Raw genomic sequence first — 14,711 nt, forward strand, 5'->3', positions numbered from 1 at the left:
CCCCGACAGACAAAAAGAACATTCGCATGAACCACTTCCTCGACATCCACAAGACCGACAAGGACGACCTCCGGGCGATCATCGACGCCGCCAAGGCGATCAAGGACAAGCGCAACGGCCGCCCGCGCGCCGCTCCCGACGACGATCTTCCGCTCAAGGACCGCATGGTCGCGCTGATCTTCGAGAAACCCTCGACCCGGACCCGTGTCTCCTTCGACGTGGGCGTGCGCCAGATGGGCGGCCAGACCATGGTGCTCTCGGGCTCCGACATGCAGCTCGGCCACGGCGAGACCATCGCCGACACCGCCCGCGTGCTGTCGCGCTTCGTCGACATGATCATGATCCGCACCTTCGACGAGGCGGTGCTGACCGAGATGGCCGAATATGCCGACGTGCCGGTGATCAACGGCCTCACCGACCGCACCCATCCCTGCCAGATCATGGCCGACATCCTCACCTTCGAGGAGCATCGCGGCCCGATCGCCGGCAAGAAGGTGGTGTGGTGCGGCGACGGCAACAACGTCTGCGCCTCCTTCCTGCACGCCGCCGGCCAGTTCGGCTTCGACCTGACCTTCACCGGCCCGGTGCAGCTCGACCCCGAGATGGAATTCGTCGGCCTCGCCCGCAACCAGGGCAGCACCATCACTATCGAGCGCGACCCGTTCAAGGCGGTCGAGGGCGCCGACCTGGTGGTCGCCGACACCTGGGTCTCGATGCATGACGCGCAGTCCGCCCGCGAGCGCCGCCACAACATGCTGCGCCCCTACCAGGTTAACGACAAGCTGATGGAGGCCGCCGGCAAGGACGCGCTCTTCATGCACTGTCTGCCGGCCCATCGCGGCGAGGAGGTCACCTCCGAGATCATGGACGGGCCGCAATCGGTCATCTGGGACGAGGCCGAGAACCGGCTGCACGCCCAGAAGGCGATCATGCGCTGGTGCCTCGGCGGCTGATTTTGGCGGCGGATATGCTGCACCCGGCCGGGCTGCCTCTCGCGGGCGGCCCGGTTTCTTTTTTGAGTATTTGGAACGTAGAGAAGCCAGGAGCGGGGCGCGGGGGCGGCGAGGGCGGACATCGCCTGTGCGTGAGCGCATATTGTTCCGGCCCCGGGGCGCTTTAGGTTAGCGCTGTCACGATCACGGAGGCAGACATGGCGGACCCGAAAATCGGTATCTACGGGCTGGGCACGATGGGCGCGGCGCTGGCGCTCAACATGGTCGAGAAGGGCGTGCCCATCGCGGTCTCGAACCGCACCGACGACATGATCACGGCGTTCTCGGAGCGCGCCGCACCGCTTGGCGGCGAGGTGACCACGGCGCCGGATCTCGCGGCGCTGGTGGCGCTGCTGCCCAAGCCGCGCCTGCTGCTGGCGATGATCCCCTCCACCGGGCCGCTCGACGCGCTGCTCGACGACGTCATCCCGCTGCTCGATGCGGGCGACACGGTGATTGATGCCGGAAACGCCGATTTCCACGCCACCCGCCGCCGTGCTGCGCGGCTGGCCGAGCACGGGCTGCATTTCGTCGGGCTCGGGGTCTCGGGCGGTGAAGACGGAGCGCGCCACGGCCCCTCGATGATGTTCGGCGGCTCCTCCGAGAGCTGGCAGGGGCTGAAGCCGCTGCTCGAGCCGATCGCGGCCCGCTTCGAGGGGGATCCCTGCGTCGACCGCATGGGGCCCGACGGCGCGGGGCATTTCGTCAAGACCGTTCATAACGGCATCGAATATGCCGACATGCAGATGATCGCCGAGACCTACGACCTGCTGCGCCACGGGATGGGCCTCGACACCGGCACGATCGCCGATCGCTTCGCGGCGTGGAATGAGGGCCCGCTCGGCAGCTACCTCTTCGAGATCACCGCCACTGTGCTGCGCTACGACGATCCGCTGGGCGCGGGCCCAATGGTCGATGCCATCCTCGACCGCGCCGGGCAGAAGGGCACCGGGCGCTGGACCGCCATCGAGGCGGTCAAGCTCGGCCAGTCCGCGACGATGATCGAGGGCGCGGTGGCCGCGCGCGCCTGGTCGGCGGAGAAGGATCTCCGCGTTGCCGCCGGCGCCGCCTTCGGCGCGGAGCGCGATAGCCTTCAGATCAGTGAGGCCGATCTCGAGCCCGCGCTGCTGGCCGCGCGGGTGCTGGAATACGCGCAGGGCTTCCGCATTCTCGCGAGTGCCTCGCAGGAGTACGGCTGGGAGTTCGATTTCGCCCGCATCGCCGAAATCTGGCGCGCCGGCTGCATCATCCGGGCAAAGCTTCTTGACGATATCGCCGGCGCCTTCCGCGACGGCCCACTGCTTGACCAGCTTCTCCTTGCGCCGCGCTTCGCCGAGACCTTCGCCAAGGGTATCCCGGCGCTGCGCCGGATCGTCTCCGCGGCGATCTCCGCCGGCTACCCCCTCCCGGTCCTGACCTCGGCGCTCTCCTTCTGGGACGCGCTGCGCCAGCCCGAGGGCACCGCCAACCTGATCCAGGCGCAGCGCGACTTCTTCGGCCGCCACGGCTTCGAGAGGGTCGACGGACAGGATGCCCCTCACGGCCCCTGGTGGGGCTAGCATCTTCTCTGGTTCAAAAATACCTCGGGGTGAATTGGCCCGAAGGGCCAAGAGGGGCAGCGCCCCTCACTGCCCCCGCGGCTTGGCGCGCAGGGTAGGATCTGCCTCGCGCGGGTCCTCGGGCCAGGGATGCTTGGGATATTGCGCCTTCATGTCCTTGCGCACATCGGCGTAGGAGCCGTCCCAGAAGCCCGGCAGGTCCATCGTGGTCTGCACCGGGCGGCGCGCCGGCGAGAGTAGCGTGACGCGCAGCGGGCGGCGGCCCACCATCGGGTGGCTGCGCTGGCCGAACATCTCCTGAAGGCGCAGCGCGATCTCGGGGTGCTCGCCGGAATAATCGATCGGGATCTCGCGCCCGAGCGGCGTGGTGAACTTGCCGGGCACCGCGGCGTCGAGCGCCTGCATCTGGCCCCAGTCGAGCCGGGCGCGTAGCGCTGGCAGCGGGTCGAAGCGCTTCCAGTCCTCGGCGGACTTCACCCCCGTGAGGTAGGGCAGCAGCCAATCCTCGAGACACTCGGTCAGCGCAGGCTCGGACATGTCGGGCAGGTCGAGCCCGCCCTCGCGGCCGATGGCGACGCGGGCGCAGAAGCGGCGGGCGGCGTCGGAGAGGGAGAGGCCGAGATCGCGCACCCCGTCGAGCATCGCGCGGGCGACCGCGTCCGGAGGCGCGTCCTTCCAGAGCCGGTCGTCGAGCGCGATGGCGCCGAGCCGCTCCTGCTGGCGCGCTAATACCCGGCGCTCGCGTTTCGACCATGCGCAGAGATCGTGCCAGCGGATCTGCTCGGGGAAGAGCGCGCGCAGCTCGCTTTCGGTGATCTGCGTGGCCTGCCGGATGCGGGCCTCGCGCGGGTTGCCGTCGGTGTCGGTGACCACGATGAGGCGGGCCGAGGCCAGCGGGTCTGCGGCGTCGAGTATGGCCCCCTTGCCGCCCGAAAGCTGAAAGCGCGGGGCATCGCCCTTGCGCCGCAGGCCGATGCGGTCGGGATAGGCGAGCGCGGCCATGGCGGCGGGGCTCATCGTCTCCTCGCGGAGACTCTTCGCCTTCGAGCGCAGCCGTTTCGCCTCGGATCGGATGCGCTCGAGGGCTGCGCGGCTGAGGCCGTAGGGCCCGGTCTCGGCGAAGCGCTTCGGGTCGCGCAGCGCCTCGAGCCGCAGGGTCAGATCGGTAGGGGCACCTGTGAGCGGGTCGCGCTCGGCCAGCAGGGCGGCGAGCGGCGCGGCCTGCGCGCCCGCGAGCGTCAGCATGTGGCCCAGACGCGGGTGCAGAGGCAGCGCTGCCAGCGCCTTGCCGTGCTCGGTGATGCGGCTCGCGTCGTCGAGCGCGCCCAGCATCTGCAGCAGCGCCTGGGCCTCGGCATAGGCGCCAGGGTTCGGCGCGCTCAGGAAGGGCAGATCGTCGGGCGTGGCGCCCCAGAGCGCCAGTTCGAGCGCCAGCCCGGCGAGATCGGCGGTCTCGATCTCGGCCGGGGGATAGGCCTGCAGCGCGCCTTCCTCGCCTTTGGTCCAGAGGCGGTAGGCCACGCCCTCGGCGACGCGGCCCGCGCGACCGGCGCGCTGGGTGGCCTCGGCGCGGGTGACGCGCTCGGTCACCAGCCGTGCCATGCCGGAACCCGGGTCGAACCGGGCGCGCCTTGCGCGGCCGCCATCGATCACCACGCGGATGTCCTCGATGGTGAGCGAGGTCTCGGCGATGGCGGTGGCAAGGACCAGTTTGCGACCGTCCTTGTCGGGGCGGATCGCGGCGCGCTGGGCGGCGAACTCCATGGCGCCGAAGAGGGGCCGCACCGTCACGTCGCGGGGCAGGCGGCCTTTCAGAAGCGCCTCGGTGCGGCGGATCTCGCTCTCGCCCGGCAGGAAGGCGAGCAGGCCGCCCTTGGTCTCCGAAGCCGCCTTCGCGATGAGATCGGCCATGCTCTCCTCGAAGCGGCGCTGCTTCGGCAGCGGCGTCTCGAGCCAGCGGGTCTCGACCGGGAAGGCGCGTCCTTGCGAGGTGACGATCGGGGCCTGCATAAGCTCGGCCACGGGGCCCGCGTCGAGCGTGGCGGACATGGCGAGCAGGATCAGGTCGTCGCGCAGGGCACCGGCCACTTCGAGGCAGAGCGCGAGGCCGAGATCCGCGTTGAGCGAGCGCTCGTGGAACTCGTCGAAGATCACCGCGCCGATGCCCGAAAGCTCGGGGTCGGATTGCAGCATGCGGGTCAGGATGCCCTCGGTCACAACCTCGATGCGGGTGGCTTTCGAGACCTTGGCCTCGCCGCGGATGCGGTAGCCCACGGTCTCGCCCGGGGCCTCGCCCAGCGTGTCGGCCATGCGCGCGGCGCTGGCGCGCGCGGCCAGGCGGCGCGGCTCGAGCATCAGAATGGTCTGGTCGGTGAGCCCGGCCTCGAGCATGGCCAGCGGCACGCGGGTGGTCTTGCCGGCGCCGGGCGGCGCCTGCAGCACGGCGCGGCCCTCGGTGCGGAGGGCGGAGATGAGCTCGGGCAGGGCGTCGTCGATGGGCAGGCGGATCATGGTGGGGGTTATGCGGGAGGATGGGGGCGGCGTCGAGAGGGGCGGTGTGTTGGGGTTGGCGCGCTGGCTGATGTTGCGCTGGGTGGGACCGGTGTGGCGGTGGGGGCGCTGCCCCCGTCCGCCGTGGGCGGACTCCCCCGAGGTATTTTTGAACCAGAGAAGATGGGGGCGGTGTGCGGCGGCGCGGGGGCGCTCCTGGCGAACGGGAGACGGAGGAGACGGGAGAGGGGGTGGACATCGGGGCGGCTTGAGGGTCAGGTCGGGGGCGGCAGTGAAGAGGGCAGAGGCATGGATATCGAGGATCTTGCGGCGCGCATCCTGGCTGGCGAGCGGCGCGCGCTGGCGCGGGCTATCACGCTCGTGGAGAGTGGGCGGGCCGACCACCGGGTGCAGGCGCGGGCGCTGATCGAGCGGTTGCACGGGCATGACAACGTGGCGCTGCGGGTCGGCCTTTCGGGCACGCCCGGGGTCGGCAAGTCGACCTTCATCGAGGCCTTCGGGATGATGCTGACGGCGCAGGGGCTCAAGGTCGCGGTGCTGGCGGTGGATCCGTCCTCGGCGCGGTCTGGTGGCTCGATCCTCGGTGACAAGACCCGGATGGAGCGGCTGTCGCGGGACCGCAACGCCTTCATCCGGCCCTCGCCCTCGCAATCGCATCTCGGCGGCGTGGCGCGGCGCACCCGCGAGGCGATCGATCTCTGCGAGGCCGCCGGGTTCGACGTCATCCTGATCGAGACCGTGGGGGTGGGCCAGTCGGAGACCGTGGTGGCGGAGATGTCGGACCTGTTCCTGCTGCTTCTGGCGCCCGCCGGCGGCGACGAGCTTCAGGGTGTCAAGCGCGGCATCATGGAGACCGCCGACATCATCCTGATCAACAAGGCCGATGGCGACCTCAAGGCCACCGCGACGCGGACCTGCGCCGATTACGCCGGGGCGCTGCGGCTGTTGCGCAAGCGGGTGCAGGACCCGGAGGGCTTTCCCAAGGCGCTGACCGTCTCGGCGGTGGAGGAGAACGGGCTCGACCGGGCCTGGGAAGAGATGACCACGCTCAACGACTGGCGGCGCGAGGCGGGGCATTTCGAGGCCCGCCGGGCGGCGCAGGCGCGCTACTGGTTCGAGGCCGAGGTGCGCGAGGGGCTGCTGGCGCGGCTGCGGCGCGAGCCGGTCAAGGGCGCCATGGCGGCGCTGGCGCATCAGGTCGAGGCCGGAGAGATCAGCGCCGCCGCCGCGGCAGAGGAGCTGCTCGAGACCTATCTCGGCGAGGTGCCGCCGGCCTGAGGGGATTCGGGGCCGCGCCGCGGCGGCTCTGGCGGGCACCGGGCGACGCTGCGCGGAGGGCGTGAAAAGCGCCTGAAACAGGTGGTTTTGCGGGCGTCGGGAAAGGCCGGGGGAAGGGGTTGACGCGCGAGGGGCTTGGAGCTAGAGAAGCCCGACCAGATTCCGGGCGCCCCTGGTGGCGCCCTTTCATATTGGCGGAACGACCGGCCTGAGCTGCCTCTCACCGGTCCGAAGCCCAAAGACGATGAGGATGGACCCATGTCGCGCGTATGCGAACTGACCGGCAAAGGCCCGATGACGGGTCATAACGTGAGCCACGCCAACAACAAGACCAAGCGGCGCTTCCTGCCGAACCTGAACGATGTGACCCTTCAGTCCGAGACCCTGGGTCGCGGCGTGAAGCTGCGCATCTCGGCTTCGGCCCTGCGTTCGGTCGACCACCGCGGCGGTCTGGACAAGTTCCTGGACAAAGCCAAGGACACCGAGCTCAGCGCCAACGCGCTGAAGCTGAAGAAAGAGATCGCAAAGGCCCGCGCAGCGCAGGCCTGAGCCAATTGATTCCACAGAATCATCCACAGCCCCGATGCAAGCCGCGTCGGGGCTGTTTCCTTTTGTCACATGACTTTTCTCGCCGTGTTGCCTAAACCTTCGGCGATGGTTCGGGCAAGATATACACTGGTCGTAGTTTTGCTGTCTCTGGCGGTCGCGCTGACCGGGTTCCAGATGGCCGTGGCGCGCGCCCAGCCGGTGCCTGTCGGGCAGATGGTGATCTGTTCCGGGCTTGGCCTTACCACCGTGATGGTCGATGCCGAGGGCGAGCCGGTCTCGCAGAGCCATGTCTGCCCTGACGGGCTGCTGACCCTGTTCCTCTCTGCCGGCGGGGCCTGGGAACCGCCGCTGCGGCTGCTGGACTGGGTTCCGCTGCCGCAGATGCTGGCGGCGGTGCGCGGCCAGGGGCTGCGGGCGCCCGCTGCGCAGGCTCGCGATCCTCCGGTCCCGGTCTGAGTTTCACACACAGACCTCACAGACCACAGGACAGACAATATGAAATCCCTGATTCTCGCCGGCGCCGCTGCGCTGGCCCTTTCGACGCCCGCCCTCGCCGAGATCGCCGTGCACGATGCCTATGCCCGCAGCGCCATGGCCACCGCCAAGACCGGCGCCGCCTTCATGGTGATCGAGAACACCGGCGACAGCGACGACCGGCTGGTCTCGGCCAGCTCCGACGCCGCCAAGAAGGTCGAACTGCACACCCACGTGGCCGACGGCAACGGCGTGATGAAGATGATGGAAGTCGAGGAAGGCTTCGTCATCCCAGCACAGGGCGAGCACGCGCTGGCGCGCGGCGGCGACCACGTGATGTTCATGGGGCTCAACGCGCCCTTCGTGCAGGACGAGACCGTGACCGTGACGCTGACCTTCGAGAAGGCCGGCGAGGTGGTGGTCGAGATCCCGGTGGATCTTGAACGTCAGCCGATGCACGGCAAGACGCATGACATGAAGCACGGCGACATGACCAAGATGAGCAACTGAGCCCCGGATCAGTCGTGAAAGGGGCCGCGCGCGGGGCAGACCCGGGCGCGGCCTTTCCATGTCGGGCTCAGTCGAGCAGCTCCGAGACCCATGCGGGCACCACCTCGCTGGCGGGGCCAATGCGGTGGTCTTCGAAGGCGCGGCTGATCTCGCTGTCGGCGAGGTTCAGCTCGATGGTGCGGGCGCCGGCATAGGCCGCCTCCTGCACGAAGCCCGCAGCCGGGTAGACCTGCCCGGAGGTGCCGATCGAGGCGAAGAGGTCGCAGCTCGTCAGGTGAGTTTCGATCTCGTCCATGTGGTAGGGCATCTCGCCGAACCAGACGATGTCGGGCCGCCCCGCGGGGCTGGTGCAGGCGGGGCAGGGCTCTCCGGGCACCATCTCGGGCGGGGCGGTCCAGCGGTGGCCGCAGGCGTAGCAAAGCGCTCCGGAAAGCTCGCCATGCATGTGGATCGCCGTGGCGCCGGCCTTCTCGTGCAGCCCGTCGACATTCTGCGTCACGATCACCACCTCGCCGGGCCACTCGCGCTGCAGCCGCGCCAGCGCGGCGTGGGCGGGGTTCGGCGCGGCGCCCGCAGCCTGTACCCGGCGGGCATTGTAGAAGCGGTGCACCAGCGCGGGATCTCGTGCGAAGCCCTCGGGCGTCGCGACGTCCTCGATGCGGTGTTGGGCCCAGAGCCCGCCCTCGTCGCGGAACGTGCCGAGCCCGCTTTCGGCCGAGATGCCGGCCCCGGTGAGAATCACGATCTTGTCCGCCATGCTTTTCCCTGTCTGTCTGCCGCGCTAGGTTCGGGCGCAAAAGGAGCGCGCCCATGACCCAGAGTATCCTCTTCGTCTGCCTCGGCAATATCTGCCGCTCGCCGTCCGCCGAGGGCGTCGTGCGGCAGATGGCGGCAGAGCGGGGCCTCGCGCTCGAGATCGACAGCGCCGGCACCGGCGACTGGCATATCGGCAATCCGCCCTATGGCCCGATGCAGGCGGCGGCCAGCGCCCGGGGCTACGACCTATCGCCGCTGCGGGCGCGGCAGGTGCGCCGGGCGGATTTCGAGCGCTTCGACCTGATCGTCGCGATGGACGGCGACAATCTTGCCAATCTCGAACGGATGCGGCCGGGACAAGGCGGCGCCGAGCTGCGGCTCTTCACCGACTACGCCCATGGCACCGGCGCGAGCGAGGTGCCGGATCCATACTTCACCCGCGATTTCGACGGCGCGCTCGATCTCATCGAGATCGCCGCGCGCGGGCTGCTCGATCAGCTTTCGGAATAGATCGCGCGGGTGACGAACCACGTTGCCGGGAAGGCAAGCAATGCGCCCACCGCCGCAGAGGCGACGATCGGCACCAGCGTGTCGAAGCCAGCGACGAGAGCGGCCACGATAAAGCTGCCCGCCAGCGTGGTGCCGATCAGCGAGTAAAGGATGCCGGCAAGTCTGAGCATGGGTCTGTCTCCTGAGGGGCCGCCCGGAAGAGCCGGCCTGCCGGGAAAATACATCTCAGATATAAGATGTGTTCCTTGATCGGGATCAAGAAAAGGGCAAAGGGTCAATTCAGGTATTCAACCATCGCGTGAGACTTGCAGACATCGGGGCATTGCCGCAGATTTTCGGACATTGCATTTGAGCTGTCAGGATTTCGATGATGAAGAGATTGCCCTTTCTCGGCGCAGGCCTGTTGATGTTGTCCGCCTGCGCCGTGCCGACCCAGCAGGATGTCGACGATCTGCGCACCATGCAGGATGTGAACTGCGCCGCGCGGCCCGGCTCCTGCAGCTACGAGAACAGCCCGCTCAAGGTTTCTGACCGGGTGGTCACGCTGCCGAAGCGGCCCTACGCCTTCCGGCCCGTCGCCGAGACGCTGCAGTTCACCGATGCGCAGGCCCGCGTCTGGAGCGCCCCGCCGGGGGTTCTGACCGACGGCGCCTCGATCCCGAAGCTGTTTGTGCCCATCGTCGGGCAGCCCACCGCGCCGGAATACGTCAACGCCGCCGCGCTGCACGATGCCTATTGCGGCATCGGCAATGAGGGCACGGCGAATTACCACAACGGACGCTGGCAAGACGTGCACCGGATGTTCTTCGATGCGCTGGTTGCAGCGGGCACCCCCGAGCAGCGCGCCAAGGTCCTGTTCGCGGCGGTCTGGCTCGGCGGGCCGCGCTGGAACCATTACGTGTCGCTGCAGGATGCCCCGGCGGCGAGCCTGGAGCAGGCGATGCGGCAGGCCAAGCGCTATGTCGAGGAGAACGACCCGTCGCTCTCCGAACTGGAGGCGTACCTGCTGCGGCTCGAGAGGCGCATCCTGCGCCAACATCCCGACATCTTCAGCCATCTCCTTCCCGATGGCGGAGAGGGGCGCATGCAGGGCTATGAAGAGCCGAGCTATCAGGAGCCGGTCTACAGCGCACCGGTCTACGAAGAACCCGTTTATGACGAGGCGTTCTACGAAGACGCTTAAGGCCGCAACGGGGCGCTCCTTCAAGCCGCCTCAACGGCCATATCCGGGCACATCACACCGGTTCCGGGGCAGCGCCCGGTTCCGGCCGGTTCGAGGCTCCCTGCGAGGACAGCCCGGTTTTGCTGCCGCATCTATTCTTCCTGAATCGACTGCAGATAGTAGACGAGAGACAGGATCCGCCCTCGCGCCACCATATCCGCGGTCTCGCCGCGCTGGCTTGTTGCGGACGCCTGGAAGCGCTCGCCCCAGAGGGGCATCTCACCGCCATGCGCGCGGACATCCCGGCCATCGATCAGCTTCAATGTATTGTAGAACGGGACATCTCCTCCCCCGGTGCGCTTGGTGAGCAGGGTCAGGCTGGGTGTCTCGATTTGCAGAATCTCTGCCAGAGGGCCATCTCCCTTTCCGGACTCGCCATGGCAGCCCGCACAGGACGCCATGAACTCCATATGCCCGGCCTCGACATCGGCATCCTGAGCCAGACCCTGCATCGGCGCGGCAACGAGAAAAGCGCAAATCGTCGTATAAAATCCCTTCATTGTAAGAGCTCCTCCTCCAGCTCTGAAATGCATCTTCAGCGGCCTCTCGAACCGAAACCACCGTCTTTAAATCTACATGGCATTGCCGGAAGTCCGCTTGACCTCGATCAAGGCCGGAACCCGGAGGGCGCGGTCCCGGGCGGGGCAATGCGGGGCGAGGGGCGCTTCGGGGGCTGGCGAATGTGGCAGCAAACCAGAGGCAAGCCGCTCTGGCAAAAGAGGTATTTCAGGTTCAGTGCCGACAGGTCACCGCTGCGGCTCCGAACGGTCTCGGGCGGGCTGCGATCGGCCTCCCAAACGCAAACCGCCGCCCCATTGGGGCGGCGGTTGCGGTTTCAGCTAGAAAGTGTCGGGCTCAGCCGATCTCGGCCAGGCGCGCCAGCGCCTCCTTGAGCTTGGCCTCTTCCTCTTCGCGCGCGGCGAGGTTCTCGCGGGTCTCCTCGACCACCTCCTCGGGCGCGCTCTCGACGAACTTCGGGTTCTTCAGACGCCCGCGCAGGCCGCCCAGTTCCTTGCCGAGCTTGGCGATGTTCTTCTCCAGACGCGCCTTCTCGGCCTCGACATCGATGATGTCGGCCAGCGGCAGACCGAAGGTCGCCCCGCCCACCGGCACGGTGACGCAGCCCTTCGGGAAGCTCTCGACCTTCGTGAGGCTCTCGAGCCGCGCCAGGCGCTTGATCAGCGCCTCGTTGTTGGCCCAGGCGGCCTCGCCGGCGGCGTCGATCTCGGTCACCAGCACCGGGACGTAGAGCCCCACCGGCACGCCCATCTGGGCCCGCGCCGAGCGCACGCCCTCGATCAGCGAGATCACCCAGCGCATCTCGGCATCCGCCGCCGGGTCGAGCAGCTCGTCCTTGGTGTAGGTCGGCCAGTCGCCATGCACGAGCATCTTCGAGCGTTCGCCCAGCGTGCCCCAGAGCTCTTCGGTGATGAAGGGCATGATCGGGTGCAGCAGGATCAGGCACTGGTCGATCACCCACGACATGGTCGCCTGCGTCTCGGCCTTGGCGGCTTCGTCCTCGCCCTGCAGGAGCGGCTTCGAGAACTCGACATACCAGTCGCAGACCACGCCCCAGACAAAGGCATAGAGCGACAGCGCCGCATCGTTGAAGCGGTAGTCGGCAAGGGCGGCATCGACCGCCTCGCGCACCCGCGCGGTCTCGCCGAGGATCCACTTGTTCACCGTGGCCTTAGGGGCAGGGCGGTCGCCTGCCAGACCGACCGCGCCGTTCATCTCGGCGAAGCGGGCGGCGTTCCACAGCTTGGTGCCGAAGTTGCGGTAGCCGGCGATGCGCTGCATGTCGAGCTTCAGCACGCCGCCGAGCGAGGCCATCGCCGCATTGGTGAAGCGCAGCGCGTCGGCGCCGTACTCGTCGATGATCTCGAGCGGGTCGACGACATTGCCGAGCGACTTGGACATCTTCTTGCCCTTGGCGTCGCGCACCAGCCCGTGCAGGTAGACGTCCTTGAACGGGATCTCGTCGACCACGGCGAGCTGCATCATCATCATCCGGGCCACCCAGAAGAACAGGATGTCCTGCCCGGTCACCAGCACGCTGGTGGGGAAGTAACGCTCGAGCTCGGCGGTCTTCTCGGGCCAGCCCAGCGTGCCGATCGGCCAGAGGCCCGAGGAGAACCAAGTATCGAGCACGTCGGGATCGCGGAACACCGGGATCGCCTGCGGCCGGCGGCGCTGGTCGACGCCGGTGAAATCGGTGCCCTGCTCGAGCAGCGCGGCGAGGTGATCCTCCGCCGCCGCCGCATCCGCGACCATCAGGAATTCCGCATCTTCGCCGAAGAAGGCGTGCATCTTCTTCAGCGCCTCTTCCTCGGAGGCGGCGCAGAACGAGCGCCACTCGTCGCCGAGACCGGGGGTGTGCCAGACCGGGATCTGGTGGCCCCACCAGAGCTGGCGCGAGATGCACCAGGGCTCGATGTTCTCGAGCCAGTGGTAATAGGTCTTCTCGCCGCTCTCGGGCATGATCCGCACGCGGCCCTCGCGGACGGCATCAAGCGCCGGCCCGACGATCTGCGCGGTGTCGACGAACCACTGGTCGGTGAGCATCGGCTCGATGACCACCTTGGAGCGGTCGCCGAAGGGCTGCATGATCGGCTTGGCCTCGACGAGCGGCACCCATTGTGCCTCCTCGTCCCGCGCCTCGCCGCCTTCCTCGGGGGCGAGCGGGGCCTTGGCGGCGGCCTTGCCCAGCCGCGGATCGGTGACCTCGGTCATCACCGCGAGGCCCTCTTCGGTGATCTCGCGCACCACCGCCTCGCGCGCCTCGAACCGGTCGAGCCCGCGCAGGTGATCGGGGACGAGGTTCAGCGCGTCGGCCTCGTGCTCGGTGAGCGTGAGCTCGCCACGGGCGACCTTCTGCGCGGTCTCGGCGGCCTCGGCATAGGAGGTGCCGTCGGCGCGCATGGTGCCGCGGGTGTCCATCAGGCGATACATCGGGATGCCGCCGCGCTTGGCGACCTGGTAGTCGTTGAAATCATGCGCGCCGGTGATCTTCACCGCGCCCGAGCCGAATGCCGGGTCGGGATACTCGTCGGTGATGATCGGGATCAGGCGGCGATGCTCCTTCGGCCCCACCGGGATCTCGCAGAGCTGCCCGACGATCGGCGCATAGCGCTCATCAGACGGGTGCACCGCGACGGCACCGTCGCCCAGCATGGTCTCGGGGCGGGTGGTGGCGATGGAGATGTAGTCGCGCTCTTCCTCGAAGAGCACATTGCCGTCCTCGTCCTTCTCCACATAGGTGTAGGTCGCGCCGCCCGCCAGCGGGTACTTGAAGTGCCACATGTGGCCCGGCACTTCGATATTCTCGACCTCGAGATCCGAGATCGCGGTCTCGAAATGCGGGTCCCAGTTCACCAGCCGCTTGCCGCGGTAGATCAGGCCCTTCTCGTACATGTCGACGAAGACCTTGATCACCGCGTCGTGGAAGTTGCCCTCCTCGCCGGCCGGTGCGCCCTCGGCGCCAGACATGGTGAAGGCGTTGCGCGACCAGTCGCAGGAGGCGCCGAGGCGCTTGAGCTGGTTGATGATGGTGCCGCCCGAGTGCTGCTTCCACTCCCAGATCTTGGCGGTAAAGGCCTCGCGGCCCATCTCGCGGCGGGTGGCATTGCTCGAGTCCTTGGCGAGCTCACGCTCCACGACCATCTGCGTGGCGATGCCGGCATGATCCTGCCCGGGCTGCCAGAGCGTGTCGAAGCCGCGCATCCGGTGCCAGCGCACGAGGATGTCCTGCAGCGTGTTGTTGAAGGCGTGGCCCATGTGCAGCGAGCCCGTCACATTGGGCGGCGGGATCATGATGCAGAAGCTCTCGTCGCGCGAGGCGTTGGCCCCGGCGGCAAAGGCGTCCGCCTGTTCCCATGCTTCGTAGATGCGCGCCTCTGCGGCGGCCGCGTCAAAGGTCTTTTCCATCGCCATGGGTCGTCTTCCCGTGCCTGCATGCATTGTCCCGCCTCGTCTACCCAATGGCGCGGCAAAGGGAAAGGCTGCACGTCCCGCGCCGCCCCCCTGGTTTCTTCTGGCCCAAAATATCCCGGGGAGTCCGCGCGGCCCCGCGCGGACGGGGCAGAGCCCCAAAATCGCCCGCCATCCGGCGACGACGCCGGGACAGCCAGCAGAAAACCATGACCAAAACAAAAACGGCGGCGCCCGGGAGGAGGAGGGGCACCGCCGTCTGATGATTCCGACCGCCCGGGAGGAGGAGAGGGCTCCGGAAACCGGCTGGACCGTCAGGTCCGGATGTAGGGTGCGGCGGGATCTGGGATGAGGATAGATCCCGCCGATTATCGAACGCCCCATGGAGGAGGAGAGGGGCTTCGAAACTGTCGGGCGCGT

Annotated in this window: 13 protein-coding genes; 8 read left to right on the plus strand and 5 right to left on the minus strand. The window is 68.2% G+C overall.

Going from position 1 to position 14,711, the window contains the following annotated elements:
- Positions 1–26 precede the first annotated feature (26 nt).
- Together argF and gnd are read left to right on the plus strand one after the other, a co-directional pair.
- Positions 27–953: an ornithine carbamoyltransferase gene (gene argF, locus AC6RA4_RS03035; RefSeq protein WP_500157296.1), complete on the plus strand. Its 927-nt coding sequence runs from the start codon at positions 27–29 to the stop codon at positions 951–953.
- A 197-nt stretch (positions 954–1,150) separates the two neighbouring features.
- Positions 1,151–2,551, plus strand: a complete 1,401-nt coding sequence (gene gnd / locus AC6RA4_RS03040; protein ID WP_500157275.1) for an NADP-dependent phosphogluconate dehydrogenase — start codon at positions 1,151–1,153, stop codon at positions 2,549–2,551.
- Positions 2,552–2,617: 66 nt separating this feature from the next.
- On the opposite strand, the gene hrpB is transcribed toward gnd, so the two are convergent.
- A complete protein-coding gene (gene hrpB, locus AC6RA4_RS03045; protein ID WP_500157277.1) occupies positions 2,618–5,062 on the minus strand; it encodes an ATP-dependent helicase HrpB in 2,445 nt (814 codons plus the stop codon).
- 288 nt (positions 5,063–5,350) lie between these two features.
- On the opposite strand from hrpB, the gene meaB reads away from it, so the two are divergent.
- The 4 genes from meaB to AC6RA4_RS03065 all read left to right on the plus strand — a co-directional run bounded on the left by meaB (position 5,351) and on the right by AC6RA4_RS03065 (position 7,873).
- The gene (gene meaB, locus AC6RA4_RS03050; protein WP_500157279.1) at positions 5,351–6,340 is read left to right on the plus strand and encodes a methylmalonyl Co-A mutase-associated GTPase MeaB; all 990 of its coding nucleotides are present in this window, start codon (positions 5,351–5,353) and stop codon (positions 6,338–6,340) included.
- Between the two features lie 258 nt (positions 6,341–6,598).
- Positions 6,599–6,889: a 50S ribosomal protein L28 gene (gene rpmB, locus AC6RA4_RS03055; RefSeq protein WP_222603583.1), complete on the plus strand. Its 291-nt coding sequence runs from the start codon at positions 6,599–6,601 to the stop codon at positions 6,887–6,889.
- 138 nt (positions 6,890–7,027) lie between these two features.
- Entirely contained in the window at positions 7,028–7,345 is a 318-nt protein-coding gene (locus AC6RA4_RS03060) for a hypothetical protein (RefSeq protein ID WP_500157281.1), read from the plus strand.
- A 39-nt stretch (positions 7,346–7,384) separates the two neighbouring features.
- The gene (locus AC6RA4_RS03065) at positions 7,385–7,873 is read left to right on the plus strand and encodes a copper chaperone PCu(A)C (protein WP_500157283.1); all 489 of its coding nucleotides are present in this window, start codon (positions 7,385–7,387) and stop codon (positions 7,871–7,873) included.
- A gap of 67 nt (positions 7,874–7,940) precedes the next feature.
- On the opposite strand, the gene AC6RA4_RS03070 is transcribed toward AC6RA4_RS03065, so the two are convergent.
- A complete protein-coding gene (locus AC6RA4_RS03070) occupies positions 7,941–8,630 on the minus strand; it encodes an NAD-dependent deacylase (protein ID WP_500157284.1) in 690 nt (229 codons plus the stop codon).
- Between the two features lie 53 nt (positions 8,631–8,683).
- Between AC6RA4_RS03070 and AC6RA4_RS03075 the strand changes: the two genes are divergently transcribed.
- Positions 8,684–9,139: a low molecular weight protein-tyrosine-phosphatase gene (locus AC6RA4_RS03075; protein ID WP_500157286.1), complete on the plus strand. Its 456-nt coding sequence runs from the start codon at positions 8,684–8,686 to the stop codon at positions 9,137–9,139.
- Here AC6RA4_RS03075 and AC6RA4_RS03080 read toward each other — a convergent pair.
- Complete coding sequence (locus AC6RA4_RS03080) at positions 9,124–9,309, minus strand: CTP synthetase (RefSeq protein WP_500157288.1); 186 nt, start codon at positions 9,307–9,309, stop codon at positions 9,124–9,126. The genes AC6RA4_RS03075 and AC6RA4_RS03080 overlap by 16 nt on opposite strands.
- A gap of 200 nt (positions 9,310–9,509) precedes the next feature.
- Between AC6RA4_RS03080 and AC6RA4_RS03085 the strand changes: the two genes are divergently transcribed.
- Entirely contained in the window at positions 9,510–10,322 is an 813-nt protein-coding gene (locus tag AC6RA4_RS03085) for a DUF1353 domain-containing protein (protein WP_500157290.1), read from the plus strand.
- Between the two features lie 131 nt (positions 10,323–10,453).
- On the opposite strand, the gene AC6RA4_RS03090 is transcribed toward AC6RA4_RS03085, so the two are convergent.
- Positions 10,454–10,861, minus strand: coding sequence for a c-type cytochrome (locus AC6RA4_RS03090; RefSeq protein ID WP_500157292.1), 408 nt, complete (start codon positions 10,859–10,861; stop codon positions 10,454–10,456).
- Positions 10,862–11,216: 355 nt separating this feature from the next.
- Positions 11,217–14,294 carry a valine--tRNA ligase gene (locus AC6RA4_RS03095; protein WP_500157294.1) on the minus strand — a complete coding sequence of 1,026 codons (3,078 nt, stop codon included), beginning with the start codon at positions 14,292–14,294 and terminating at the stop codon, positions 11,217–11,219.
- Positions 14,295–14,711: the final 417 nt, after the last annotated feature.

Source organism: Salipiger sp., assembly GCF_059781815.1.